25 protein-coding genes are annotated in these 26013 nt (G+C 37.9%); 1 reads left to right on the top strand and 24 read right to left on the bottom strand.

Translation table 11 applies throughout. The features are described 5' to 3' along the window. Nucleotides 1–27: 27 nt before the first annotated feature. The 3 genes from IGK03_RS03325 to IGK03_RS03315 all read right to left on the bottom strand — a co-directional run bounded on the left by IGK03_RS03325 (nucleotide 28) and on the right by IGK03_RS03315 (nucleotide 3914). Complete coding sequence (locus IGK03_RS03325) at nucleotides 28–2733, bottom strand: YhgE/Pip domain-containing protein (protein ID WP_080120674.1); 2706 nt, start codon at nucleotides 2731–2733, stop codon at nucleotides 28–30. Nucleotides 2734–2853: 120 nt separating this feature from the next. Continuing rightward, nucleotides 2854–3084 (bottom strand): hypothetical protein, encoded by a 231-nt coding sequence (locus tag IGK03_RS03320; RefSeq protein WP_002355737.1) that lies wholly within the window; start codon nucleotides 3082–3084, stop codon nucleotides 2854–2856. Between the two features lie 77 nt (nucleotides 3085–3161). After that, nucleotides 3162–3914, bottom strand: coding sequence for a tyrosine-protein phosphatase (locus IGK03_RS03315; RefSeq protein ID WP_033921572.1), 753 nt, complete (start codon nucleotides 3912–3914; stop codon nucleotides 3162–3164). A 173-nt stretch (nucleotides 3915–4087) separates the two neighbouring features. Between IGK03_RS03315 and IGK03_RS03310 the strand changes: the two genes are divergently transcribed. Next, nucleotides 4088–5566 (top strand): helix-turn-helix domain-containing protein, encoded by a 1479-nt coding sequence (locus tag IGK03_RS03310; RefSeq protein WP_049096063.1) that lies wholly within the window; start codon nucleotides 4088–4090, stop codon nucleotides 5564–5566. Between the two features lie 54 nt (nucleotides 5567–5620). Here IGK03_RS03310 and lepB read toward each other — a convergent pair whose 3' ends face one another. The 21 genes from lepB to IGK03_RS03205 all read right to left on the bottom strand — a co-directional run bounded on the left by lepB (nucleotide 5621) and on the right by IGK03_RS03205 (nucleotide 26013). Continuing rightward, nucleotides 5621–6370 carry a signal peptidase I gene (gene lepB / locus IGK03_RS03305; protein WP_016618063.1) on the bottom strand — a complete coding sequence of 250 codons (750 nt, stop codon included), beginning with the start codon at nucleotides 6368–6370 and terminating at the stop codon, nucleotides 5621–5623. A gap of 57 nt (nucleotides 6371–6427) precedes the next feature. Further along, entirely contained in the window at nucleotides 6428–6754 is a 327-nt protein-coding gene (locus tag IGK03_RS03300; protein WP_025192659.1) for a hypothetical protein, read from the bottom strand. After that, the gene (locus IGK03_RS03295) at nucleotides 6735–8030 is read right to left on the bottom strand and encodes a hypothetical protein (RefSeq protein ID WP_430602466.1); all 1296 of its coding nucleotides are present in this window, start codon (nucleotides 8028–8030) and stop codon (nucleotides 6735–6737) included. Before IGK03_RS03295 ends, IGK03_RS03300 begins: the two co-directional genes overlap by 20 nt. A gap of 24 nt (nucleotides 8031–8054) precedes the next feature. Next, nucleotides 8055–8750, bottom strand: coding sequence for a hypothetical protein (locus IGK03_RS03290; protein ID WP_010713841.1), 696 nt, complete (start codon nucleotides 8748–8750; stop codon nucleotides 8055–8057). 321 nt (nucleotides 8751–9071) lie between these two features. After that, nucleotides 9072–9449: a type II toxin-antitoxin system PemK/MazF family toxin gene (locus tag IGK03_RS03285; RefSeq protein ID WP_002355729.1), complete on the bottom strand. Its 378-nt coding sequence runs from the start codon at nucleotides 9447–9449 to the stop codon at nucleotides 9072–9074. A 15-nt stretch (nucleotides 9450–9464) separates the two neighbouring features. Then, entirely contained in the window at nucleotides 9465–10580 is a 1116-nt protein-coding gene (gene alr / locus IGK03_RS03280; protein WP_016616511.1) for an alanine racemase, read from the bottom strand. A gap of 29 nt (nucleotides 10581–10609) precedes the next feature. After that, complete coding sequence (gene acpS / locus IGK03_RS03275) at nucleotides 10610–10963, bottom strand: holo-ACP synthase (protein ID WP_002355727.1); 354 nt, start codon at nucleotides 10961–10963, stop codon at nucleotides 10610–10612. 630 nt (nucleotides 10964–11593) lie between these two features. Beyond that, on the bottom strand, nucleotides 11594–13141 hold the full coding sequence (gene cshA, locus IGK03_RS03270) for a degradosome RNA helicase CshA (RefSeq protein ID WP_002355724.1): 1548 nt from the start codon (nucleotides 13139–13141) through the stop codon (nucleotides 11594–11596). Between the two features lie 302 nt (nucleotides 13142–13443). Then, nucleotides 13444–14817 (bottom strand): UDP-N-acetylmuramoyl-tripeptide--D-alanyl-D-alanine ligase, encoded by a 1374-nt coding sequence (locus IGK03_RS03265; RefSeq protein WP_289858291.1) that lies wholly within the window; start codon nucleotides 14815–14817, stop codon nucleotides 13444–13446. Nucleotides 14818–14895: 78 nt separating this feature from the next. Beyond that, a complete protein-coding gene (locus IGK03_RS03260) occupies nucleotides 14896–15966 on the bottom strand; it encodes a D-alanine--D-alanine ligase (RefSeq protein ID WP_002355721.1) in 1071 nt (356 codons plus the stop codon). A gap of 140 nt (nucleotides 15967–16106) precedes the next feature. After that, nucleotides 16107–16553, bottom strand: a complete 447-nt coding sequence (locus IGK03_RS03255; RefSeq protein WP_202334779.1) for a YaiI/YqxD family protein — start codon at nucleotides 16551–16553, stop codon at nucleotides 16107–16109. After that, entirely contained in the window at nucleotides 16550–17578 is a 1029-nt protein-coding gene (locus IGK03_RS03250) for a hypothetical protein (RefSeq protein WP_002355719.1), read from the bottom strand. Before IGK03_RS03250 ends, IGK03_RS03255 begins: the two co-directional genes overlap by 4 nt. A 93-nt stretch (nucleotides 17579–17671) precedes the next feature. Then, nucleotides 17672–18682, bottom strand: a complete 1011-nt coding sequence (locus IGK03_RS03245; protein ID WP_002415894.1) for a sugar kinase — start codon at nucleotides 18680–18682, stop codon at nucleotides 17672–17674. A gap of 9 nt (nucleotides 18683–18691) precedes the next feature. Next, nucleotides 18692–19435, bottom strand: coding sequence for a 2-dehydro-3-deoxy-phosphogluconate aldolase (gene dagF, locus IGK03_RS03240; protein WP_002361094.1), 744 nt, complete (start codon nucleotides 19433–19435; stop codon nucleotides 18692–18694). Nucleotides 19436–19438: 3 nt separating this feature from the next. After that, nucleotides 19439–20545, bottom strand: coding sequence for a DgaE family pyridoxal phosphate-dependent ammonia lyase (locus IGK03_RS03235; protein WP_075578608.1), 1107 nt, complete (start codon nucleotides 20543–20545; stop codon nucleotides 19439–19441). Then, the gene (locus IGK03_RS03230; protein WP_002381282.1) at nucleotides 20535–21644 is read right to left on the bottom strand and encodes an amidohydrolase/deacetylase family metallohydrolase; all 1110 of its coding nucleotides are present in this window, start codon (nucleotides 21642–21644) and stop codon (nucleotides 20535–20537) included. Before IGK03_RS03230 ends, IGK03_RS03235 begins: the two co-directional genes overlap by 11 nt. Nucleotides 21645–21652: 8 nt before the next feature. After that, on the bottom strand, nucleotides 21653–22741 hold the full coding sequence (locus tag IGK03_RS03225) for a DUF871 domain-containing protein (protein ID WP_002355714.1): 1089 nt from the start codon (nucleotides 22739–22741) through the stop codon (nucleotides 21653–21655). 8 nt (nucleotides 22742–22749) lie between these two features. Further along, complete coding sequence (locus IGK03_RS03220) at nucleotides 22750–23049, bottom strand: hypothetical protein (RefSeq protein WP_016616519.1); 300 nt, start codon at nucleotides 23047–23049, stop codon at nucleotides 22750–22752. A 25-nt stretch (nucleotides 23050–23074) separates the two neighbouring features. Continuing rightward, complete coding sequence (locus IGK03_RS03215) at nucleotides 23075–24388, bottom strand: PTS sugar transporter subunit IIC (protein ID WP_002358780.1); 1314 nt, start codon at nucleotides 24386–24388, stop codon at nucleotides 23075–23077. Nucleotides 24389–24518: 130 nt separating this feature from the next. Further along, on the bottom strand, nucleotides 24519–25214 hold the full coding sequence (locus tag IGK03_RS03210; protein WP_002361314.1) for a DUF4310 family protein: 696 nt from the start codon (nucleotides 25212–25214) through the stop codon (nucleotides 24519–24521). A 19-nt stretch (nucleotides 25215–25233) separates the two neighbouring features. Next, nucleotides 25234–26013 (bottom strand): DUF4311 domain-containing protein, encoded by a 780-nt coding sequence (locus IGK03_RS03205; protein WP_002355709.1) that lies wholly within the window; start codon nucleotides 26011–26013, stop codon nucleotides 25234–25236.

Raw genomic sequence — 26013 nt, 5'->3', positions numbered from 1 at the left:
CTAGAGACGTTTTCAGCTTTTTGTTTTTTAATGGAATAAATGGCTCTTTTGTGCTAAAGCCGCAAATTTTTTCGATCTGTGTTCCAGATGTGGATAAAGAATTGCGCCGCCAATACTAAAGACGACTGAAATTCCCACCATAATCCAAATTGCAAACCAAGCATTTGGCCAGTAAATGCCTCCTGCTGATTCCCTTAGCAAGTTCACAGCATGCGTAAACGGCAAGAACGGATTAATCATTTGGAAGAATTTACCTGAGACTTGAATTGGGTAGTTCCCACCCCCACCAGAGATGGATAGTACCAAGATTATTATCGCAATTCCTTTCCCTACATTGCCAAAGAGAGCAACGAGCACATAAACCATTATCATAAACGTAATGGCAATCAATACCGCAAACCAGACACTATACGCTGGATTACGAACATCTACGCCTAACGCAAAGTAATTACCTAAGGTTACAATCAGTGCTTGACCAACCCCCATGACAATGAAGGTAAACATCCGCGCTGAAAATTGTTCCCGTTTAGAGAAGCGTTTTTTATCTTTTCCTTCAAGATAAACATCCGTTGTCGCAACACTTGAGAATAATACAGCACCAACCCATAAACACAAAGCTGTATAGAATGGGGTACTTGCCGAACCATTATTAGCAATCGGATAAACAGCATGTTCTTTGACTTCAACTGGTTGCGTAAAGAAGTCACTTTCTTTATTGGCATCTAATTTTAGTAATTTAAGAATTTCACCTAAATCAACTTCTTTTTCACCTTTACGGATTGCATTCGCTGCTTTGTGTAATCCTGTTTTGATATTTGGCCAATCATTAATAATCAGCTCGTTGGCTTTGTCTAAGGCCGCTTCAACATCTGGCATTTTCTCATTGACTGTTTTCAAGGTATTCGTTAAATCTTTTCGGATACCTGGATAGTCATTTTGCATAAAGGCTGCCGCTTTGCTGACTTTGTCTTGAATGACTGGTAAATCATTTTTATACAAATCAGCACCACGATTAATGCCATTGACAATGGTTTCCATATTGCCATTCAACATCGTATTCGCATCATGAATTTCTTGTTTAATTGCCGGCATTTCGGCTTGATATTTTTCTAATAAAGAAATCGCATTAGTGACCGTTTGACTTGTTGAGCTCAATAATCCTTCAAAGTCAATTTGTTGCGCTTTGTTTAGTTGACCTTGAGCGTTTTGGATGGTAGCAATTAATTTACTTGTGACTGTATTAACAGTGTTACTAATTTCATCTGCTTTAATTGCTCCAGCTATCCCAGCAATATTTTTCGCTGCTGCATCAATTTCGTCTAGCAATTTCTTTGCACTTTGTAAATCATTATTCTGTACATAGTTATTTAGTTCATTTAATCGATTACTAAAATCTCCTAATAAAGTACTTAAATTAGTAAGTTGACGAATAGTCTCATCTAAGTCATGATTACCGGCATTTTCTTGAATCTTTTGCATAAATTCTATAAGATTACTAATTGCTTGCTGTTGCCGTTGGATATTAGTTGTGAAATCTTGTACTACTTCATTAATATGTTGTTTTTCTTCTGGCGTTAACTGTCCATCATCTAACGCTTGACGAATAGTCGCGACTACAGAAGTTGTTGTTGTAGCAACTTGCTGGATAGATTTCAAAGTCACTTCAACGCTATTCGTAATGCTTGGTAACGCCTCTTGCAATTTATTGGCGCCATCTAATGTGACATTCCCTAAATCATTGGCTTGATCACCTAGTTTACGAATATCTGGTAACGCCGTTTGGACTTGTTGAATGATTTCTAATCCTTGTTTTGCTTCTTGGATTCCTTCGCTCATTGTTTGTTCCACAGAGGCAAAGTCTTCATCAATCATAGCAATTTGTCGGCCAGCGTTTTGAATTTCTGGAATTTTTTCTTGTAACGTCAAAATAACACTAGCTTGTTCTTTGATGCTTGGCATTTTGCCATTTAGCTCAACAATCTTCTCTCCTAAAGCATCAACTTCAGGTAAATATTTCATCGCATCGTTGGCTTTCGCTAATTTTTCTTTTAGCTCTGGCATCTTACCATGTAAGTCTGTGACTTGTTTTGCATACGTATCAATGGTTCCAATGTTGGCATCTGTATCTAAAATCATGCTCTTAACTTTTTGAATGCTAACCATGTTTTTATCAATATCATAGCCAATATCATTGAATGTTTTGATTAACGTACTACTTGCTGTTTTGATGAATTCTTCCGAAATTTGTGACTGAATGGAAGAAGCGCCTTTTGACGTAATTTTCGGCGCAATTGCATTAATTTTTTCATTGATTGAGTATTCAATTTTAGGTTTATTGATATCACCAGAAGTAAAACTTAGCAAATCCTTGGAAAAATCTTTAGGTAAATAAATCCCGGCAAAATATTTTCCTGATTGGACCCCTTTGTCTAATTCCTTTTTCGAATCAACAAAACGCCAACCTAATTGCTTGTTTTTCTTCAAGTTTTTCAAGACTTCATCACCAATATTGACCGATTTATCTTGAAAAGTTGCTGTTTGGTCATCACTATAGACCGCTATTGGTAACTCTCCTGTATTTGAATACGGATCCCATAGTGCTTTAATGTTAAACCATGCATATAATGATGGAATAATCATTAAGGCAACAATCAAAAATGTTGCTACTGGGTTTTTAAAAATTCTTTTCCAATCTAAAATAAATAGTTCCCATGTATTTTTTATATGTTTCATAAAATCACCTGCTTTTTTTTGTGCCTGAATAACTTTAGCATAAAATACAAGAGAATAACAAACAAAAGCTTGAATGTTACGACACATTTTTAAAATGTCGTAAGTTCAAGCTAAGATTGTTTATTTCATATTTTTAGAAAATTCCGAAACGACTTGTTTAACTTCATCAATGGCTTCTGGTTTTAAATAAGCCAAAAGTTTTGGTGCTTTTGTCATCAAGTACATTTTATCTAATTTGCCTGTTTGTTGGCGTTCAAACATTTCTGCAAGTAGCGCTTGCATTTTTTCTTTTTTATCTTCTTTTGTTCGATCTAGTATGAACGTTAAGAATTGTTCTTGTCCTTCTTTCATTCCCTATCCCTCCTTACAAACAGATTCTTTTCTATTATAAAACTTCTTTTTTAGAAAGGATAGTCTTTTTTTAGGATCTATGATTTTGTGTACAGACTTAGCATGTCTTTTTTGGCGGATAAAGGTAAGCCGAGTCCCTCTTTTAAATAGCCCTCTACCGAACCAAATTCTTTTTCAATCGCCTGTAAAGCGGTCGCTAAGTACTCTTTTTTCACATAAAGCAGCGTTTCTAATTGTTGAATTTCTGCTGGAGGCGTTCCATTTGCTTGATATTGCGCAATAATTTGCTCGTTAGCAGCTTTTCTTTGCTCGTTCGTCTTTAAATAATCTTCTAAAATATAAGAATGTTCCACACCTAAAGCACTTAATATCAAGGCTGCGCCGATTCCTGTTCGATCTTTTCCTGCGAAACAATGAAATAAAATAGCTTCCTGTGGATAACTTAAAAAGTTTTCAAAAAATGTTTGGTAACCTTTGCGCCCCGAATTGGAAAGAACCATTTCTTTATAAGCCATGTCCATTGCTGCATCGGGTGAACCAACCGTTTTAAGCATTCCTTCTAATGAAGCGGTCTGTGCCTGAATATCGGCCAAAATATCTATATGTAAATAGTCGGTTCCTTGAATTGAATCATCTGGTCGTTCTTGCGTTTCTGCTGCACTTCTAAAATCATAGATTCGTTTAATTTGATAGTCCTCTACCAGTTTCTGTTGATCCGCTTGTGCAACATTAACGAGTTCACCACTCCGAAAAAAATGCCCTGTCTTGACGGATGTACCTTGTTGCGTTGGAAATCCTCCAATATCTCTAAAGTTCACTACGCTGTTCATGTTCTGTTGCTCCTTCATTTTAATTATTTTGTTGTCATTTAAATACTTTGTTTTTTCTTTTTATTTCTTTTTCTCAATGATAATAAAAAACACTTCAAAAAACAATCTTTTTATCAGTTGTTTATTGCCATTTTATCATAGATACAGTATTCTTAAAAGAGAGGTGAGCAATGATGTTAAAACGAGATTTTTTAGAAAAACCGTATGATTATATGAATGATATTCTATTGTTCCTATATAATAATAAAGGCCAAGCGACACGAAATGAATTAGTAGATTTTTTCAATATTAGTTTACCAACATTGAATGAATATCTTTCTTTTTTAGAACAATTTTTGAAAGAAGAGCAACTCCAAGAAAGCCTCACCATGACTGTACTAGGTGATACCCTTTATCTAAATAAAGCGCCAACCTTTTCCATGAAAGCAATGATCATGTTGTTCTTGAATAAATCTATTAAGTTTCACATGGTTCAGCAACTCTTTCATAAAAATAAAATAAATGGCGGGTATTTTCAACAGAATTATGCCATCAGCTCTGCTACCTATTATCGAAAAATTGTTGAATTGAATGACTTGCTCAATGAGTTTAATTTATGTATCAAACGAGGAAAACTTATCGGCGAAGAAAAACAAATTCGCTTTTTCTTTTTTAATTTTTTCTGGTTTATCTTTGAAGAAAAAACAGATTTAGAAAAAGAACTGGCCAATCAATACCTAGGATTAATCGAGATATTACAAGAAATCCCCAGAATTACCTTTGACCATACAGAAATTCTTCAAATTAAGCTTTGGATGAAAATTTCTTTTCGTCGTATGGTTTTAGAACCTCTGCCAACGATTAGTCCGCATGATGCGCAACTTGATCGACCTTTATTTGAAGAAATTAATTTATCTATACATACATATATGAAAAGAATCGACCGTCCATATACAATCAACGAAGCCTATATGTTTTATGACTTTTTCTGTTCCATGCATAATTATTCTGCGAATGCTGCTTTCGCCTTTCGTTTAGCAAAACAACAACGAATCGAAAAAACGTATCTTAACGAAATGAACCGAGTTATTTTAACGTATCTTAAAGCACATGGTTATCTATCTCATTACGTACTGCCTATTCGATTACTTTATATTGAAAATTTACTTTTTCAATTACATGCGCAACTCTACTATTTTTCTGGATTTATTTTACCCTTTGATTATTGGACAATTCAGTCACTTTTGAAAGTCTTACGTCATCCTTTTAGTGAAAGTGAAGTTTACGAATTAGTGGAAATCGCTACAACGAACTTTGCCACAGAAGCCACTATTTCTAAATACCAAAATCAATTTACTGAAATTAATTATACGCTTATTTTGAATCACATTGCTGAATTAAATGAAAAAAAAATAACGATTGGTGTTTATCACTCACTGAGCAGTGCCTATAGCGAGTTGGTAGCACAAAAAATACAACAGAGTATCGCTGGAAAATATCCGCTGAAAATTGAGCCTTACAACGCAGAAAACCATTATGATTTGCTTTTAATGAATACCAATAATGAACAGCTCGTTGCCCAGTATGACCATTACTATATTTTTTCGGATATTAGTAATCGTTATGACCTGCAATCAATTGAAAAAATCATTCAATTGTTATTGGGCAAATAATCTCTAAAAAGAAAAGCTTAAGTGCCCTACTCTTAAATGGCTGACTTAAGCTTTTTATTTTACTTTCCCTATTTCCTTAAACGGCGCCATTTTAAACACCACGATTCCTTCAATCGCTTGTATCTCGACAAAGCCGAACGTACGACTATCACTTGAATGCGTACGATTGTCCCCTAAGACAAAGTAATGACCAGCTGGAATCTTCTGAAACAGGCGAAGTTGGGCTGCCGCTTCTTCTGATAAGTCAAAACGACTGGCATTCTCAGGCAGTGCCTCATTATCACTTGCTGTAGGTCCTTCCGAAAGATAAAGTTTTGTCTCGTTTACCCAAATTTGATCACCAGGAACCCCGATAATTCGCTTGACGTACGTACCTGTGCTAGCCAACGGTGCTTTAAATGCAATCACATCGTACCTTGTTACTTGCTTCGTCCGTTGTACTAAGACTCGTTCCCCTGCGTTAAGTGTCGGCTTCATGGATTGCCCAGCAATTGGGTAGCTAGATGTCTTTAACACAAAAAAGAACACAAAAATGGCGAAAAGAATAGCTGGCATAAAAAATTTAACGACTTGGATGCGTTGTTTCTTTTGGTAGGCTTGCCGCTTTTTTTTAATCTCTTCAGCAGTCATTTTTCTTTTCGGTCCTCTTATTGATTGATGGTTATCTGTTTGCTCAAGCAAATATTCCGTTGCTTTGTTAGTCTTTTGCTTTTTTAGCTGATATGTCGCAGGCAACTTTTGCTTCAAGAAGGCGCGCTTAATGTGGCGAATTGTTCGCATAACGGGCTTTATCCATTCTTTCATCGTTTTCTTAAAAGGAAAAGCTTCTTAAATAAACTTTTCCTTTCTTGCTCCTTTTTTCTATTTAACTAATTGCGTTCCTTTTTTAATATAGCTACTACGTAACTGGTTTTCCTTCATAAACTGATTCAATGGTTTCTGCGCATCTTGTGCCAGCTCCCAAATACTTTGATTTACTTCTACAAGATATTCGCTCTTCTCTGTTACTATGTTTTTCCTGATAAGCGGTTGCCTTAGCGACTGCTCTTCCTTTGAGACAGCAGCAGCCTGTAATCGTTCTGCAGAGCCACTTAGTGTAACAGCTAAAAAAAGGACCCCAAGACAATGTAGTTTCCTTGCTCCCGTTAACTTTTTACTGACCATTTTATTAATAGTTATCTTGTTCAAGACGTGTCAGTTTAGTTAAGCGTTCCTCTAATTCGCGATAAATCTCAAGTACTTCTACTTTTGATGCTTCGACTTCATTCGAAATACTTTTCGCTCGATTACCAATATTTAACATTTCTAATTCTGCAGAATTGATTAGGTGTTTTGCTTCTACTTTCGCTTCATTAACAATCCGATTGGCTTCTTTTTTGGCAGAAACCATCACTTCGCCAATTTCTTGTTGCGATTTTAAAGCCTCTTCTTGTAATTGCTGATTTTTCATTAATAAATCGTTAATTTGCTGTTTTGCGCGTAGCAGTTCTGTTAACTGCTCACTACTCGGTTCAATATTTTTTGAAACGGCTTGTAGTGTCTTCAATTCTTTTTGAACTTGTTCTAAATTGTCTTCTTTGGCCTCTACTTCTTTTCTTAGAGCAGCTAATTCTCCTTGGTAAACTTGCTTTTCAGCAAGATGTTTGTCATTGACACCTTGTAGTCGACCTAGTTTTACTTCTGCTTCATTTTTTTGTTGTAAACTATTTTGAAGCTCATTCTTTAGCTCCTCCATGCGCTGTTTCACAATCACTTCTTGTTGGGCAACCTCTTGTAAGGCTTGTTTTTCGGCTTCTACTTTTTGTAATTGTACAGTTAGTTTTTCAATTTGTTCCTGCAATGCTTGTTGAGTCGTTGTACTTTCTTCTAATTCTGTCGTTAACGTTTCTACTTGCTTTTCCATTCCTGTAATATCCCCTTTTTTCTCCAACTTTCCTTTTTCTTCTGCTAACTGGTTGTGTAATGTCTGGATATGTTGTTGCTGTTCAGCCGATTCTTTTTCTAATTCTGCCACTTGCTGCGTTAATTCACTTTCTAAACGTTCCATTTGATTATGTACAGTGGTTAATTGTTTTTCTGCGTTTTGCAGATTTGTTTGAAGAGTGGTAGCCTCTGTCGTGGTTTCACTGTTCGTTTCCAGTTGCTCTTCCAATTCAAAAATTTCATGTTCTTTTTGATTTAGTGTTTCAAGTAATGACTGATTTTTTTCTTCTAATGCTTGTTTTTCCGTTTCTTGTTGGTTCTTTAATTGCTCATTTTCTTCTTGAAGTTTTTTAAAGGCTGTTTCTTTTTTCTGATAGTAGGCGAGCCTTTCTCTTAACGTCGCCATTTCTTTTTCCTGTTGTTCTGGTTTGATTCCGCTAATTATTTTTTCTGGTTCGAATCCTGGCTGAAAAAAGACTTCTTTTTCAAGCGTATCATCCGAAATATCTTTAATTTTTTTAATTAAACGTCTTTTTGTCATATATATGTCCTTTCTCTCATCCTTTTAACTAATCACGACAGGCTCCAAATTTGTTTCAAGCGTCTCACGAGCATACGTATCAATGGATTTGACAAGGGTTTGCTCTTGATCTCGATAAGTAAAATTAAAATCAATCATGGTAATTTCTTTAACTGAATTCAACGCTGCAATAAGTGCTACAATATTGTCTTGGCCTGTTTGAAATTCATGGTAACTTAAGCCAACTGAAAAAACAGACAGTGTCAAGGTTTGTGTTTTTTCACTTCTAATCATTGTGATACTCGTCTCTCCGAGGTAAGGACGCCATTCACGCGCTAATTGTAATTCATAATTCGTCAAGACAGCGGCCGATTCTGCCGAAACAGCTTGCTTCCAGGGAAACTGATTTAAGGCTGTTTTTTTAATCGCTTGTTTTTTTATTTTGTCACCTTGAGCAGCTTGGCCTTGTGCCAAACGCTCGATCCGCTGTTCCATGCGGATATTTCGTTGATTTAATTGATAATATGTATAAACAATTCCTAACAATAATACGCTAAGTAGACAAACACTAAACAATAAATAAATCATTAAACGGCTATTTTTCTGATACTTATAGAAATTTATTTTCCTCTTTAATGTCCGGTCCTCTGAATCCAGTTTTTCGACAAGTAATCGCAAATACAATTGATAGCTTACAAATAAAAATAAGCAACTACTCATTAAAAGTACAACAATCATCATACAAATATAATCTCCTTTATGTCATCACTCGACAATCAAAACTTGTAAAATCACCTGTTACGCTCTTTAAAAACTCTATATAGTATTGATTGTAACATTCCGTTTGAGCCTTGCCAACAACTTTATTTAAAATAAGATGATAAAAATTTGAATTTTATATTTATATTTTAATTTTTTAAATACAAAACAAAAAAACAAGAGAGATGCCACTTGGCTATCTCTCTCGCTTTTACTCAAACTATGTTTAACGAACCGAACTAGATCAGTCGCTTTTAAAAAAATCCAATTAGTCTTTGTTGATTTCATAGTAGCTATCGTTCTTTATGTAGCTGAATTTGCTTTTGCTGGGGCTGAATCGCTACTAAGTCCAACACTGATGCCTAAGGCACGATCAACTTCTTCCATAATATCAAGTCTCAAATGACAAACTTTTTCTTTCAAGCGACCCTTATCGATTGTTCGAATCTGCTCTAAAAGAATCACTGAATCTTTTTCAATGCCCGTTTCATCAGAATTAATCCCGATATGTGTTGGCAATTTTGGCTTTGCCATTTTGGCTGTGATCGCCGCAACGATAATCGTTGGGCTAAAATGATTACCTAAGTTATTTTGGACAACAAGGACAGGTCTGACGCCACCTTGTTCCGAGCCCACTACTGGGGAAAGGTCTGCAAAATAAATATCTCCGCGTTTGACCATAGTGGAACCTCCTATCTAGTTATATTCTCTGGGGATTCTTTGTGAGAAAGTACATGCAACTTCATAATGAATGGTTTCTAATTTTTCGGCTACCATTTGTAACGTATTTTCTTCATTGCCATCTTTTCCAACTAATGTAACGACTGAGCCGACAGGAACTTCTTCTGCTAAACGAATCATACATTGATCCATACACACTCGTCCGACGATTTCGCAACGCTTACCATTCACGAGCACTGTAAATCCTTGGAGATGACGCAACCAGCCATCTGCATAGCCGATTGGCACTGTCCCAATCCACTCTTCGGATTCAGTCACGTAGGTTTCGCCATAGCCAATTCCTTCGCCAGCCGCTAAGCGTTTTACATGGATGAGTTCACTGGTCAACCGCAAGGCCGGCTTTAACGCATAGCTTGGGGCCAGCTTATTACCTGAAGGGTTCAAACCATACATGGCTACACCATAGCGAATCATGTTTCCTGACACATCAGGATGCCATAACGCTGTCGCACTATTGCTAACATGGACATACCGAGGTAACTCTTCTAAAACTGCTAGAACAGCCTTAAAACGCCCTGCTTGTTTTTCAAAATAGCTTGTATCGATTTCATCAGCTGTTGAAAAATGAGTGAAAATCCCTTCCCATAAAAATTCTTTGTGGGATTGAACAAACCGCACTGCTTGCTTAGTCTCTTCTGGGGTTAAAAAGCCAATCCGTCCCATGCCAGTATCGACTTTTAAGTGAACACGTAATGGCGTGTTACTCTCAGGCGTTAGTTGTTGAAGAGCAGCTTCTAACCATTCTTGTGTAGCTACCGTTACAGATAAATCATATTGAATCAACAAAGGCACATAAGCTAAGTCTACCACACTCAAAATTAAAATGGGGTCCTGAACACCTGCTTCTCTCAATTCAATTGCTTCATCCAATAAGGCGACACAAAAACCTGTCGCGCCACCTTTTTTCGCCGCTTTAGCGGATTCTACGGCGCCATGCCCATAGCCGTTCGCTTTTACAACCGCAAATAAAGCGGTTCCTTCTGGCAAACGTTGACATTCCTTTTGGACATTTTCAGTAATTGCTTGCGTATCGATATGTAACCGTGTAGGACGATGCCATCCAACGACCATTGTACATCCTTCTTTCTTCGTTGCTTCTATTATTCGCTTTCTAAAACAATTTGTGCAATCGCCATAGTATCTGTGTGCGTAATCGAGACAAACACTTTACCATTATGGGGCGAGTTTGCTACGTATGGTGCACCTGTTTTTTCAGTCAGCACCTCAATATCTTGTAAACCAACTTTACCAATCCCTGTGCCCCATGCTTTAGAGAACGCTTCTTTACAAGCAAAACGACCAGCTAAAAATTCTATTTGACGTTTTGTAGATAACTTTTCAAAAAGGGTCAATTCGTTAGGTGTTAAAACCCGTTGAATAAATGATCCTTGTTTTTCAACAATCGGTTTTATCCGACTTAATTCTACTGCGTCAATACCAATTCCCTTTATCATTTTCCGCCTTACTTCCTATTTAATATAGTTACTCCGAATTACCTTTCATTTTAACAAAATTTCAAAATTTTTCCACTGATTCGCTAAAAAAATAAAGAATGTTTTACAAGATCTCACACAAATTGAAGTACCATACGTTTTCTTCCTATTTACATTTTTATAAAATTTTTCTGAATTTTTATAAAAGTAAGACAACAACTAAGAAGTATCGGAAAAAAATCAGGAAACTAAGCGGATGTTTTAATATTTTATAGCAAATTTTGGCTACTTATGGGAGAATAAAAAGAAAAAGGAGAAAAACGTATGACTTTAACTTCTCGGCAAAAAAAGTTACTTCGTTGCGCCCTGTTTATTTTTACTTTGTTGCTCTACATATTTCCAATCTTCTTTAAAAATCCCAGCCTATTTTTTTTCTTGCAACTGGTTTGGATTATAACCATTCATTTGCTACAACAAAAACTGAAACTCTTCAATCTAACTTCCTCGTTGAAAACTTGGATAATTTTGGCGTTTTTCTTTTTCTATATCATTTTGATGCCTTTTTTACTTTTTTTAAGTTTTTCTATTTAACGATTATCTACCAAAAAAGAGCGAGTGTTCCGTTCATAGACGGAACACTCGCTCTTTTGATTATTTAGCGTTTTCGCGAATGACGAAACCACGTTTTTTATCGTTATGACGTTTGCCGCCACGTTGATCTTTATTTTTGCGGTCGCTATTTTTGTAATTACGGTCGCCATCTTTATGGTTTTTGTTGCCACGATAGCTGCCACCTTTACCATTGCCACCACGGTTGCGATTACGGTTGTTCCCACCGCCACCACCACGGCCATTTTTGTTAAAGCCTTTTTTATTTGAAGGCAATGGACGTTCTGGGGTAATTTTTACAGGAACCGCATCTGCTGGATCTTTCGCTACTGTTTTTAATAATAACGCAGCTAAGTCTGTCGCTGAATATTTTTCTAATAACGCTTCAGCAGATTCTAGATATTTGTCTAAACCATTTTCTTCTAGATCACTTTCGATGGTTTCAACAGCTGCACTTAATTGTCCTTTAAATGCTTCTTTTTCGGTTGGTGGACGTAATGGTGTCATCCGTTTTTTCGTTAGGTTTTCGATGACATGTAAGTAACCCATTTCGTTTGGTGTTACAAACGTCACAGACATACCGCCTTTACCAGCACGACCTGTCCGACCAATACGGTGAACATAACTTTCTGGATCTTGTGGAATATCGTAGTTATAGACATGGGTGACACCTGAAATATCTAACCCACGTGCTGCTACATCTGTTGCCACTAAGATATCTAAGTTACCATTTTTGAATGAACGTAAAACGCTCATCCGTTTTTGTTGTGATAGGTCGCCATGGATGCCTTCTGCTTTGTAACCACGCGCTTCTAACCCGCGGGCAAGTTCATCAACACGGCGTTTTGTCCGACCAAAGACAATGGTCAATTCTGGGGTTTGCACGTCTAGTAAACGTGTCATAATGTCAAATTTTTCAAAGTCTTTTGAACGTACATAATATTGATCAATTAAATCAGCCGTCATTTCTTTGGCTTTAATCTTCACATGTTCTGGTTGTTTCATGAATTTCACGCCAATATTCTTGATTGCTGGCGGCATAGTTGCTGAAAATAGAAGTGTTTGACGTTGTTCTGGCACTTGTGAGATGATTTTTTCAATGTCTTCCAAGAAGCCCATGTTTAACATTTCATCTGCTTCGTCTAAAACTAATGTTTCAACAGTTTCTAATTTCAAGGTACGACGGTTAATATGGTCTAGTAAACGTCCTGGTGTACCTACAACGATATGTGGACGATCTTTTAGTCCACGGATTTGGCGACCGATATCAGCCCCACCGTAAACGGCTTGGACGCGAATCTTTTTATCGCGGCCTAAACGGAATAACTCTTCTTGTGTTTGGATAGCCAACTCACGGGTTGGTGCAATGACTAATCCTTGAATAACGCGGTTGTCTGCGTCAATTTTGTTAAGCATTGGTAAGCCAAAAGCAGCGGTTTTCCCTGTTCCTGTTTGTGCTTGTCCGATTACGTCTTTTCCTGCTAACGCTAACGGAATTGTTTCTGATTGAATAGGGGTTGCTTCCTCGAAGCCTGCGCGTTCTACCGCTGATAATAATTCTGGCGCTAAACCAAGTTCTTTAAATTTCAAATGATATCCTCCTAGATTTTGTTTCGGAAAGAACGATTTCTTCCTAGTTTCAGGTGTCTTCACTTTCAGTTGTTAAAAAGAAATCCATTATAGTGTGCCAACTATTTCTTCTTTCCTGATTTCACCGAAAAATTCACCTTATGGCATTAGAAAAGCCAAACGTGGTCGTTCAGCTTCACATTTATTATTAAACATAGAAATAGATCTATTTTATTTACTACGATTCAATTTTTCTCGTCATCTTCCGGCAATAGGTCATTCTATCATAGAATCCCATTTTCAGCAAGTTTTATGAAACTTATTTACTTTTCCAAAAGTGCATCGATGACTTCACGAAGTCCCATCCCGTTACTTCCCTTTAAAACCACCATGTCTTCTGGCTGTAAAACTTTTTTGACAGCTTCAATCAACTCATTTTTTTCTTCTTTTTTAAAAGAATGAATGTTAGCTGGTGCATAGGTTTCTTGCAATTTATCAGCTAAATAAGCCATTTCAGAACCATATAAAAAGACTTCTTCAATCGCATCTGGGGCTAAATGCTGCGCCATTGCTTGATGCATGGCAGCAGAATCAGGACCTAATTCCAGCATGTCTCCTAAAACAGCAATTCGTTTTCCTACTTTGGACATTTTGCTAAAACTGTCCAGAACAAGACCCATAGCTGTCGGATTGGCATTGTACACGTCACTTAAAATTTCGGCACCATTCGCTGCTTTCAGCCATTCTGTCCGATTCTTTGTTAGTTCCGCTGTAGCCAACCCTTTTTGAATCTCACTATCCGTTAATTGGAAATACCGACCAATGCCAATTGCGATTAATGCATTGGTGACATTATAGGTTCCTGGCACTGGAATCGTAAACGTCATTTGTGTATCACTGATTTTGAATGAGGTTTGCTCTTTGGCTTCATTTGTGACGATTCCTTGAAGTTGACTTTCCTGGCTAAAACCAAAAGTAATCACTTGTTGCGTGACTTTTTCCACCAATGGTTCTAGCAAAGGTTCATCGCTTGGCACAAATAAACTACCGTCTTTGGCTAAACCATCTACGATTTCCATTTTTGCTTGTGCAATGCCTGCTCGTGAGCCTAAATTTTCCACATGGGCTTCGCCAATCATTGTGATGGCGGCAACTTCTGGCTGAGCCAGATTGGAAAGGAAAGAAATTTCCTGAGCGTGATCCATACCCATTTCTAAAATCAGTTTTTCTGTTTCATCAGGCATGTGTAAAATAGTATAGGGTAAGCCAATTTGATTATTGTAATTGCCTTGCGTTTTGTAAGTCACAAACTCTTCAGATAACACAGCAGCAATTAAATCTTTAGTGGTGGTTTTTCCATTACTGCCAGTCACAGCGATGACATTCGGTTGCATTTTATTTAAATAATAGGTAGCTAATTTTTGCATAGCCACCAGTGGATCAGTAACATGCAAAACAGGCAATTGTTGCGGTGCATCGACTAAATCCTGTCCCCAAAAAGCGGCCTGACAGCCATTAGCCATGGCACTCTCAATAAAACGATGACCATCATTTTCACCTTGTAAAGGAACAAAGAGATTTCCTTTCACAATTTTACGACTATCAAATTCAATGCCTGTTAAAGGAAAATCAGGCCATTGTTGCCAATCATTACTGGCTTCAACCGCTTGCGCTACTTCCCAGAAGGTTAATTTCATTATGTTTTGCTCCTCTGACACAGGGACTGGGACATGCCAAAGTCTTGTCATGTCCCAGTCTTGTGTGATTTTTTCTTCTTAGTTATTATAAAATTCTTGGCGTTGTTTAAAACGATTCAAAGCTAACTGAATCAATTCCTCAATTAAATCACTGTATTTCAAGCCCATATTTTCCCATAGTAAAGGGTACATACTAAAGTCAGTAAAACCAGGCATGGTGTTCAATTCATTCAGGAATAATTCGTTTTTGCTTGTTAAGAAGAAATCACAGCGACTTAAGCCACTTCCATCTAACATAATATACGCTTTTTTAGCATATTCTTGCGCTTGATGGGCTACTTCTTCTGGAACATGCGCTGGGATTTGCATTTCAATCGTGTTATTGATGTATTTTGCATCATAATCATAGAAAGCGACATCTTTCACCACTTCACCAGGTAAAGTCGTACGGACATCTTCATTTCCTAAAATGGCTACTTCAATTTCACGTGCTTCAATCCCTTGTTCAACAATTGCTCGGGCATCATAACGGAAAGCTTCTTCCAATGCTTCTTGCAATTCTTCACGATTTTCCGCTTTGCTAATTCCGACACTAGAACCCATATTGGCAGGTTTAACAAAGACCGGATAGATTAAAGAACCTTCACATTTTTCAAAGACTTCTTTTGGATTTCCTTTCCAGTCACTTCTTAAAACTGGCACGAATGGTACTTGTGGAATGCCAACAGTTTGTAAAAGATATTTCGTCATGATTTTGTCCATTGCGTTAGCACTAGCTAAGACACCTGCGCCCACATAAGGCATATTAATGGTTTCCATGAATCCTTGAATTGTTCCATCTTCGCCATTTGGTCCATGTAAAACAGGGAAAACAATCGCTTCTTCTTCATAAATTTCCGAAGGACTGATTCGTTTTCCTGAAAATTCGCCTGTTTCTTCAGGTGTTTGTGCCCAAGTTAAATGTAAAACTTCTTTATTTTGTGGTCGTTCAGATAAGAGAGGGCCTTTTACCCATTGACCATCTTTACTAATAAAGACTAACTGTACTTGATAATATTTATAATAGATTGCATTTAAAACGGAATATGCAGACAAAACAGACACATCGTGCTCTTCACTTCTGCCGCCATACAACAAAATAATCTTCAAATGCTTGTCCTCCTAGTTTCTTTCCTGTCTTTTAGAAAAAATTATTTTTCAAATTATCCTTACTTATTTTAGCATAAAACCCAGTTTCATAATAGAAGCAAATTTAGTGAAGGCAAAATTCTTTGCTTGCCTTTTCCTTGCTAAAGACTCCGTTCCACCAGCTCAATAAGGGCTTGTTTAAACGTTATTCTATCTTGGTCTGTAAAAGGTTTAGGTCCTTTCGTTCGGCCACCTTTTCGCCGAATTTGGCCACTAAAATAGCGTTGTTCTAACAAGCCATCAATATTTTCTTTCGTATATTGATAACCCAGTTGATGTAAAACCAACACTCCTTTTGGCAAAACCAAGGAAGCTAAGCCATAATCTTGTGTAATTAAAAGATCCCCTTTTTTTATTAACTGCACAATTTTAAAATCAGCAGCATCCGCTCCTTTATCAACATACACAAAAGAGACATTTTCTGGATAATCTTTTAAGGAATAATGATCTACACTAGTAACAATCACCACATCCAAAGCTTTCTCTACAGCGACTTCAATAACCGTCTCTTTCACAGGTGAACCATCGCCATCGACAAAAATTTTCATTCATTTCCCTCGCTTCTTCCTTGCTCTAACCATTTGGGATGACGTTGAAAGTAGTGTTGTAATTCGTCAAAAACGACTTCTTTAACCACTTCATATAACTCTGTATTTCTTAAAATGGTTTTCGTTGCATCAGTGTAGCGGGGCTTTGGTATCGTAATGGCTAAAACAAAATCAAATTCTGCTAAAAAACTATCTGCTGTCACAGATAATGAGTAATGTTGCTCCTCTAAAAATTGATTAAAGGCGGCCACTACGCCATCAAGAAAACCCTCATAGTGGGTTCCACCAAGACTAGGATAATGCCCATTAACAAATGTTTTTTGCACTTGCGGTGCATGATTTTTACTCAAAATAAATTGAACAAGGGCCAATTCTGTTTGCTTGGCTTGAATAATCGGTGCGGCTTTTCTAGTTAATGGGTTATCTTTTTCAAATAAATAATTACTTAAACCTTTAGGGTAATAACAAAGATTTTTTTGTTCCTCTTCTTGTGTTAAGAGAATCTTTAAGCCTGGATTCAACATGGCAATCTGTTGACATTGCTGTAAAACACGCATATAAGAAAGTGATTCTGTACCAAAAATTTGCGTATCTGGCCAAAATAAGACTTCAATTCGTTCCTGGGTTTCTTCAATAGGTAACAATAAACGTTTTTTCAATTGCCCTTGATGGTAAATAAAAATAGTCCGCTGTTTTTCTTGATCGATACTGATTCCTACTTGTTTTGAGAAGGCTTGTAAAACAGATAAATACAGAAAAGGTGGTTCTAAATCGACTTGCTTTTGTTCAAAAACAAGCGGTCGTGTGGAAGATACCTGAAAAGAGATTTGTTGACGCGATAACTGTATTGCAATTTTCCCTTGATTCTTTTCAATGAAAAACTCTAATAAACCGTTAATTGTCTGAACAAGTAAATTCTCTAAGCCGACTAAGCCAGTCGTTCCAATGAACGCTTCTGGTCGTTTTTGAATCCGTTCAATAAATTCATCATTTTCTAAAACTGTTAAAAGATGTGCAACACTCATCCTGCTGCCTCCTTTGCAATCTGTTTCTTTTAATTATAATGAAAAAAAGACCAGAAGAAAAGCCACACACGACTTTTCTTCTGGTTTTCTTCTTTAACGAATTAAATCAATATTCGGATGCTCAAGAACGTGATTCACTTGTTTGACCGTTGTCAAAGGAATATCTCCTTGAATCGTATGTGCAAGGACCCCATTGACTGTGGCAAAGGTAACTGCCTTTTCTAACGACCAATTTTGGCTATAGCCATATAAAATCCCCGCCGCATAAGCATCACCAGCACCAATTCGATCAAGATTAAGAAGCGGTCTTTTTTCACTCTGTTGGTACTCATTTTGGGTATATAAATACCCACTTAAGTAGTTTTGATTTTGGGAATGACTTCTCGTTGTCCCAGCAAACCATTCCAAATTGTATTGAGACATGAAACGCTGAATCAGTTCAGTTTCTTGTGCCTCACCTTCTAAATCTTCTCGCGGAATGAAACCTAATAGCTCGACCAAATCACGACGACTGCCAAAAACAATATCACAATAAGGTAAAATGCGTTCGTACTGTTGACGCATAAAGAGTGCGCTATTTGCTGTATTCAAACTAGGTCGATAATTAAAGTCAAAACAAACTTTCTTTTGACAGGCATGCGCCTTTTGAGCAAGTATCAAAGCAGCATCACGAGTTTTTTCAGTTAAACTTAACGAAATACCACAAATATGCACCATATCTACTTCCGCTAAAAAGGCCTCAAAATCGTAGTCCTTCGCCTCGCTGATGCCAAAAGCACTCTGATGGCGATTTTGATAAGTTACTTGTGTGGGTCGGATTCCATAACCCATTTCTGCAAAAAAACTACCAATATGATCGCCCTTTTCTCCTACCCATTGATCTGAAATTCCTAACTTCCTTAACGCTGCTTTGCCAGCTTCACCAAGACGATTGGCAGGTAATTTCGTAATCAATGCTGTTTCTAGTTGAAAATGAGCCAAATTTGCTAAGAGATTTACGCCAGTCCCTACAAAGTTCATTCTTAACTGCTCTGTTTGTTCTAACATTAGATACTCTGGCGGAGTGAAACGAAGCATGACTTCACCAAACGCAGCAATTTTCATCTTTGCCACCTACTTATTCAATGTGTTTTTCATCATGGTTAGTAACGTTTTCACGTCTTCTGTTCTAGTGTCCCCTGTTTCTTGATCGATAATTGAGCTGTAAACATGAGGAATGATTTTTTTAACGCCGGCATCCACCGCAATTTGAACAATTTCTTCAAAGTTTTCTAAATCAATGCCCCCTGTTGGCTCTAAATAAAAGTCATACTTGGCACAAGCTGCTGCTACTGCTTGGTATTCTTCTTTGTGAGCCAAGCCTTTCATCGGGAAATATTTAATGGAACTGCCCCCCATGTCTTTCAACAATTTGATGGCGGTTTCGATAGGCACTTCCGCCGCTGGCGCACCAGAGCTTAACGGACCTGTCGCAATGTTGACATAGCCAACTTTGCCTGTGGGTGAAACCAAGCCATTAATCACTGTTTCGTCTTGACGAAGTAAGGCCCGCGAAGCGCCGACACCTGTGAAGACTTGGTTCACGTGTTGCGGTTGTAAAACTTCTGATAAGCGAGCCACCATTTGACTTTGATTTGGATCACCAGCTCCTAAGCCGACAGATAAAGCGTTGTTGGTTGCTGCTTGGTATTTTTTCATATCGTCAATGGCTGCTTCATCGGTTTCATAGTTTTTTGAAAGGACGCCTAACACAACATGCCCTTCTGCTGCTTCATAACAGGCTTGGGCATTTTCTACTGAATTGGCTAAAACATTTAAACAAATGCGTTCTTCTAAATAATTAGGTTTTAATGACATGACTTATTTCTCCTTTGTGTCCATAATTTCTTGTAATCGTTGCACGATTTTGTTCATTTCTTCTTGATTGACAGAACGAATGTCAAACTCAATGATGCCATTGTTGGCTTGATATTCTCGCGTATAAATGGCTGGACTTTTTGCTTTTAATGCTTGGATGACTTCCTTGGCGGTTTTTCTGCCGTTCACTTTGACACTGGCGCGATAAATGTCTCGGCCAGCGCCATCTTGGACGATTTTGGCGGTTAAATCTGACAGGTTGTTGATGGCTTCAACAAACGGTTTTAAGCGTTCTTGCATCGAAACCCCTGATTCACTGCCATGCGCCAAGTATTCTTCCACTGCTTGCGTAAAGCCCAGGATATTGTCTTTGCCAATTTTCATTGCTCGACCAATGCCTTTGCCTTGTAGGCGCACCCAGTCAATGTATTCTTTTTTTCCGACCACTAAACCGGCACTTGGCCCTTCGATGGCTTTGGCGCCGCTGTAAATCACCAAATCAGCGCCTGCTTCGGTGTATTTGAAAAGATCTTCTTCTGCTGCCGCGTCAACAATTAGCGGCACCTGGTAGCGTTGCGCCACTTTGGCCGCTTCGGCCACCGTCAGCATACTTTTTTGCACGGTATGATGGCTTTTGATGTATAGAATGGCCGCTGTTTTTTCAGAAATCATCATTTCCACGTGTTCTGGACTGCACATGTTGGCGTAGCCAGCTTCCACCACTTGGCCGCCGCCTTGTGCTACCATGACTTCTACAGGCGTGCCGTAGTCCACGTTGTGCCCTTTAGGTAAAACAATCTCTCGCTGTTCGATCTTTTCTGTATAGGGATGATACGCGTGGTACAAGCTGCCTTTTCCAATCAAGGCAGCCACCGATTGGGCAATCCCCGCCGAAGCCGAGGAAACGATTTGGGCATCTTCTACCTTCAACAAGTTGGCTAAAAAGGCCCCTGTTTGCACACTAAGTTCACTCATTTCAAAGAAATGTTCGCCGCCGAATCGTTGAGCCGCGAGGACTGCCTCCGAAACTTTGGAGACACCTAGAATGGTCATTTTGCCAGAAGCATTAATGACTTCTTTTAAGTGGAATTTTTCGTAACTAATTGTCATAGATTTGTCCTCCAATAATTGTTTTGATTGGGCGAATTTGCTCTTTGGCTACTCGTGTCAATCCATTAGAATCAGTCAATGTTTTTTCTTCTGCTTGAATCGTGAAAATCGTTAAATCAGCATCTTTACCTATTTCCAACGTGCCTTTTTGCGTTAAATGGAAATTCTCAGCAGGAGCCTTGGTTACCTTTTCAATAATTTCTGGCCAATCATAGCCGACCACACGGAGTTTTTCCATCGTTGTGGCTAAATCATAAACAGGACCATTTTCTCGGTTACGGATGTAGATATCTGTGCTAATTGATGCAGCTTTCATTCCCTCGCGCAACGCTGTTTCAGCTACGTGAAAATTGAAACTATCCGTACCATGCCCGATATCAAATACGACCCCTTTGTTGTACGCTTGCCAAGCGAAGTCTTTTATTTTATCCGTTGCTTGGTCTAAGATGCCATTTTCTTTCCCATTAAAACAATGGGTTAGGACATCCCCTTTTTCCATCAAGGCTAAAATTTCATCTAAATGAGGCGGTGCTGATCCAATGTGAACCATTAAGGGAATTTCTTGGTTCTCTTGCTGAATCTGTTTGGCCAATTCTAAAGGCGTAATGCCGTTATCGCCAATAACGGTCCTACTCATACGGGCTTTAATCCCTACAACAAAATCTGGTAATTCTTGAATCGCTTTTTTGACCAAACTCGCTTGTACTTTACTTAAATCTGCGAGTTCGTCCTGAGCAACGATGCCCCATTTAGAAATATTGACTAATCCAAAAACATTTGTTTTTGCTTGTTGCGCTAAGTCATAAAATTCATGAATGTTTTCAGCACCTGTTGTCCCAGCATCAATCACTGTCGTAACACCCTTTTTGACCCCAATTTCATCTGGATAATCATAATAAAGAGCCATTTTTTCAAAACAATGAACGTGATCATCTATCCAGCCTGCGGATACATAAGTACCTGGTTCTAAGTGGATAGTTTCTTTTGCAGAACCTGAAATAGTTGCTGCAACAGCAGCTATTTTTTTCTCTTTAATTGCAATTTCAACAGGCATACCATCTACTGTCTGTCCATTTTTTATAAGTAAATCGTAGTCCATATTCTTCCCTACTTTTCTATAAATCTAAATTTTGTCCAAGGCTTAATGAATTCTAATAATACAAGTTCTTCTTCTATAATACGCCCTACTCGATTTTTGCGTGAGTCTTGATGTGGTTCTAAAACGACTTGTAATTCATTTTTGTATTTTCCAAATGCATCATTTCCCACAACAACATCTCCAGGTTGTAGCATTGCTTGATTATCATGTGGGGGATTAGCTTCATTTTTATATTTTTTACGCACTTCTGTGGAACGAATCATCTGCTGAGTGATATCTCCACGGCGAAAATGTTGATTTTTTGTTACGATTTCTTTTTCAATTTCAGAAGTCGCTTCTTCAAAAACAATGGTCAATTCTGTTTGATAACGATTCAACTGACCCAATGCTTCTAATTCTTCGTTGGAAGCATAAGCATTTCCAATAACAACATCATCAATTAAATTTGTTGCAAATAAATGTTTAGCTTGAACAGTGACTGGCAACTGTCTATGCATTTCTAAAGTAGGTAGCCCATCATTCACATCCCAAGGACCAATTTCACCTACCTGTGATGAAATAAAAGCAGCTGTCCGAATACCTTCCTTTTTAAAACGGATGCTACATTTTTCAAAGAAATCATACGGCAATGCAGTTCCCGCTTGTGGATAAAAGTTATGACAACCATATAAGAAAGGTCGATTTGCTTCATACGTCAAAATGTTATCAAGATAAGCGACATCATTACTCATATTCAACTCAATAGCCACGCCGAATGGATTAAACGTCAACATGGCTTCTTTATTTCCATCAAAACCTGTATCCAACCGAATCCCATCAGCTCCTAATTCGCTGAAAAAAGTCAAATCATCATATGAAATTTCCAATTCATCAAAGATACTTGGAACGACATCTAAAATTGTTTCAAATCCTAAATTTTTCGCATAACTAATTAATTCTTTAAATTTTTTCTGAACCGCTTCTTTGCCATCGGTCACTTCTAACATACTCATAAAAATTCGAGTAAACCCACATTCGCTGGCTTTTTTTAAATACGCTTTATCTTGATTGATATCACTATGATCTGGATAAACTGATACACCTAATGCTCTTTTCATCTTCGTTCTCACACTCCGCTATTTTCAAATTTATTTCGAAATTTCCAAGCAATCACCGAGCTACACAGGATTGTTGTAGAGCCAACGAGCAATACTGGTTGATTTAGAAATCCGCCAATTATCATGGAAAGAGTAATACAAAATGCCGTAAAAACCAACGTCTTTACCAAACCAAATTGATAAACAACAGTAGGCAACTGCCCTTTTTCTATAATAATTTGACTAACGATAAAAAAGAAAATGAACCAAATAATCATCTTATACGCTCCTGACTTTCTTCTCTGACTTAGAAGGGGCAGGATATTCATATCAGAACACCCGCCCTAACATTTTTTAATTTTTCGCTGCTTGTTCAGCTGCTAATTCTTCTGCTTCTTTATCCAATTGTTGTTTTTCATAAACTTTGAAAAATGGATAGTAGATAGCCATTGTAATTAAGAAGTTAACAATCACTAATACTGCGGCCGAAAAACTCCAATTGGTACTCATCCAAGCAGCAATTGGTGCTGGAATTGCAAACGCTAAGCGTGCAGCCATCATCGGAATTATATTAGCGACTGTTAAGAAATAAGATAACGTTGTGGTAATTAACGGTGCCACGATAAACGGAATACCTAAAATAGGATTCATTACGATCGGCGTTCCGAAAATAACTGGTTCATTAATATTAAACAAGCCTGGTAAGAACGATAAACGGCCAAGACTTTTCAGATACGTTGATTTAGAAAACATCATTAAAACAACTAAAGAAAGCGTAGTTCCAGCGCCACCAATCCAGATAAACCATTGTAAAAACTGTTCTGTAAAAATATTAGGTAACTGATGAACGTTTGCGCCATTGGTAAAAGCTTCAAGGTTTTCTGCAATCGACATATCCCAGAAAGGACGAATAACCGGGCCCATAATCGCTGGACCATGAATCCCTAAAACCCAGAAGAAACAGATTAAGAAGACTGTTAGTAAGCCGCCAAATAAACTGTTACCAGCAAGGATACCTTTAAGTGGCATTAATAACGTACTCAAGAAACCATTCAAATCAAAACCAATTACGTGGCGAATAACCCAGAATAATAAAAGAATAACTGCTCCTGGAATTAACGCAATAAATGAATTTGACACTTCAGGCGGTACGCCATCTGGCATCTTAATCATAATATCTTTTTCAATAAAGAAGCGATAAATTTCAACAGATAACAGCGCTGTTACAATCGCACCAAATAAAGAAGCTGAACCTAAATTTGCTAAATTAATATAGCGCCCTGCTGTAATGACGTTGTCAACATCTTCAAAGACACGTGTTGGTGGTGCCGCTGTTACTAAAAAGGCCATTAATGCTAAAATTCCGCACGTCAAAGAGTCAAGCTTATAACTTTTGGCCAATGATGAAGCAATCCCAAATGTTGCATAAAGTGCAAGTAACCCCATCGTATAGCGGGAAGGAATATCTAAAATTGCTTGATAAGGTTCAATCAATTTTGTGTATGCCTCAATTGGAATATTTTGAAAAATTGTAAAGAATGAGCCCACAATTGTTAAAGGCATCGTTGCAATTAATCCTTTTCTAATCGCTGTCATATGGCGTTGCGAACCAAATTTATTCGCAATCGGCATTAACTTAACTTCCATCCACTGTACAAAACCATTCATTTGTTAATTCCTCCGTTCAACTAATAAAAATAATAATTATTTCGCATTTATAATAACATAGTAACATTATAATGTAAACGCTTATTCTTATTCATGACAGAGAAAGTGCAAAACAAAAGGCTTTTTCTTATTATAAAGAAACCGGGAATATTGCACCAAAAATCATTGCGCCTAAAATTGCGCCCCCAGCGATTGGCTTTTTCCAAATGTAAAAACCTAAAGCGCCTAATGTGGCACCAATCCCAATAGGAATCGAAGCTCCCGCCGCACTCAAAATAATTAACGGGCCTAAGAAACGTCCTGAGGCATTACCAGCACCCATCATCACATCCGCACCAAAAGTGGAATTTCCTTGATTGATAGTAAATTTCCGGATCAACACAATCACGCCACCAACTGCTAACCCTAGTAGCGCACCTGTTAAAAGGGCTAAGCCAAAGTTTTCTACAGGTGCTTTAATTCCCATGCTGAGGAAAATTGCAGGTACGCCAATCCCAATCCCCGTTAAAATTGAGCCACCTAAATCTAAAATCCCGACTAAGGAACCTTCTAAAATTCGTGCAAACAGGAAACTTGCACCAAATGCTGCGGCAGCGCCATAAGAACCACCATCTAAACCAGCTTTTAGCATCGCAACAATTGAAACTTCATTAAAGGCGCCCACACCATAAACTACATACATATGTGTTCCTGCAAAAATTGCCGCTGACATAATCCCGACTAAAATCGGAAAGCCCCAATCAGCATACCAAAAACTTTTGCCTTTTAAACCTTCTTGAATTTCTTGTTCTTGTTGTGCCCATTCATTTTTTTCTTGCTGTTCCATCTATGAGACCTCCTTTTTTCTATTTAACGGTGAAGACATTGTGTAAATTATTTAACCATTGAGGAATAGACAAGCGGAAACTTTCGATCATTTCTAAGTCGAACCCTCGGAAGAAGCCACTTAAAATAAATAATAAGATAATGGCACCAAGCATGCCGCGTGTCATTCGGGTCCACCCTAAATCATCGACACCTTTACCGATTAAGATCCCTAATACAACTCCTGGGACAGCATTGCCCATGACTAATTGAGATAATCCGCCAAATAACGTTCCCCAAAAACCCGTCCGTTTTCCTGCATCTAAAGCCGCTAGCCAGAATAAAACGGGCATCACAGTATTGATTAAAATCGTTGCTGCAGGTACCAACACCGCAACTGCTGTTACTTGTAGCGATTCTGGAATTGCTGCAGCTGTACTATTTAAGAAAGCCACAGTCGCCATTCCTACAAAGGCCCCGACAATCCCCATTTTTTTGGGATTATGCATCGTTTTAGTGACATCTTTATCCTTTACCAATAAAATTGCTGCAGCCCAGTTAGGCACAATCCGGTGGGTCACATCTTGTGTAAAGGCACCTGCTCCGACGGCCGAAGCCCAAGCATTAAAGAAAAAACCTAAACCAAAAGAAAAGTGTGATGCTGGATCTCCTTGTGCCGCGTTCATTTCTCCTAATGTTCTAAATGCCCCTAACCCTTGCGTTTGTGGTGCATGAAACATCCGAGCAGCGCCTGCGCCAGCTGCAAAACCTAGTAAACCACCAATAAGCAATGACTTCAGCAAAATGATTACAAATTCCAT

This window comes from Enterococcus sp. DIV2453a (assembly GCF_050533535.1).
Taxonomy (GTDB): domain Bacteria; phylum Bacillota; class Bacilli; order Lactobacillales; family Enterococcaceae; genus Enterococcus; species Enterococcus faecalis.
The sequence above is the reverse complement of the archived record's forward strand: the minus strand, read 5'-3'. Positions and strand labels throughout refer to the sequence as shown.

Excerpts from the sequence above, each read along its gene's own strand:
- IGK03_RS03320 (WP_002355737.1), bottom strand. The coding sequence starts at position 3,084 with ATGAAAGAAGGACAAGAACAATTCTTAACGTTCATACTAGATCGAACA.
- IGK03_RS03220 (WP_016616519.1), bottom strand. The coding sequence starts at position 23,049 with ATGAATATCCTGCCCCTTCTAAGTCAGAGAAGAAAGTCAGGAGCGTAT.
- lepB (WP_016618063.1), bottom strand. The coding sequence starts at position 6,370 with ATGAAAGAATGGATAAAGCCCGTTATGCGAACAATTCGCCACATTAAG.
- IGK03_RS03295 (WP_430602466.1), bottom strand. The coding sequence starts at position 8,030 with ATGACAAAAAGACGTTTAATTAAAAAAATTAAAGATATTTCGGATGAT.
- IGK03_RS03230 (WP_002381282.1), bottom strand. The coding sequence starts at position 21,644 with ATGGACTACGATTTACTTATAAAAAATGGACAGACAGTAGATGGTATG.
- IGK03_RS03325 (WP_080120674.1), bottom strand. The coding sequence starts at position 2,733 with ATGAAACATATAAAAAATACATGGGAACTATTTATTTTAGATTGGAAA.
- IGK03_RS03210 (WP_002361314.1), bottom strand. The coding sequence starts at position 25,214 with ATGGAACAGCAAGAAAAAAATGAATGGGCACAACAAGAACAAGAAATT.
- dagF (WP_002361094.1), bottom strand. The coding sequence starts at position 19,435 with ATGTCATTAAAACCTAATTATTTAGAAGAACGCATTTGTTTAAATGTT.
- IGK03_RS03250 (WP_002355719.1), bottom strand. The coding sequence starts at position 17,578 with ATGAGTGTTGCACATCTTTTAACAGTTTTAGAAAATGATGAATTTATT.
- IGK03_RS03235 (WP_075578608.1), bottom strand. The coding sequence starts at position 20,545 with ATGACAATTAGTTACGAAAAATTCCACTTAAAAGAAGTCATTAATGCT.
- alr (WP_016616511.1), bottom strand. The coding sequence starts at position 10,580 with ATGGTCGTTGGATGGCATCGTCCTACACGGTTACATATCGATACGCAA.
- IGK03_RS03310 (WP_049096063.1), top strand. The coding sequence starts at position 4,088 with ATGTTAAAACGAGATTTTTTAGAAAAACCGTATGATTATATGAATGAT.
- IGK03_RS03225 (WP_002355714.1), bottom strand. The coding sequence starts at position 22,741 with ATGAAAAGAGCATTAGGTGTATCAGTTTATCCAGATCATAGTGATATC.
- IGK03_RS03215 (WP_002358780.1), bottom strand. The coding sequence starts at position 24,388 with ATGAATGGTTTTGTACAGTGGATGGAAGTTAAGTTAATGCCGATTGCG.
- acpS (WP_002355727.1), bottom strand. The coding sequence starts at position 10,963 with ATGATAAAGGGAATTGGTATTGACGCAGTAGAATTAAGTCGGATAAAA.
- IGK03_RS03265 (WP_289858291.1), bottom strand. The coding sequence starts at position 14,817 with ATGAAATTAACCTTCTGGGAAGTAGCGCAAGCGGTTGAAGCCAGTAAT.
- IGK03_RS03285 (WP_002355729.1), bottom strand. The coding sequence starts at position 9,449 with ATGGTCAAACGCGGAGATATTTATTTTGCAGACCTTTCCCCAGTAGTG.
- IGK03_RS03245 (WP_002415894.1), bottom strand. The coding sequence starts at position 18,682 with ATGAAAATTGCTGCGTTTGGTGAAGTCATGCTTCGTTTCACTCCGCCA.
- IGK03_RS03255 (WP_202334779.1), bottom strand. The coding sequence starts at position 16,553 with ATGAAAATTTTTGTCGATGGCGATGGTTCACCTGTGAAAGAGACGGTT.
- IGK03_RS03290 (WP_010713841.1), bottom strand. The coding sequence starts at position 8,750 with ATGATGATTGTTGTACTTTTAATGAGTAGTTGCTTATTTTTATTTGTA.
- IGK03_RS03205 (WP_002355709.1), bottom strand. The coding sequence starts at position 26,013 with ATGGAATTTGTAATCATTTTGCTGAAGTCATTGCTTATTGGTGGTTTA.
- IGK03_RS03315 (WP_033921572.1), bottom strand. The coding sequence starts at position 3,914 with ATGAACAGCGTAGTGAACTTTAGAGATATTGGAGGATTTCCAACGCAA.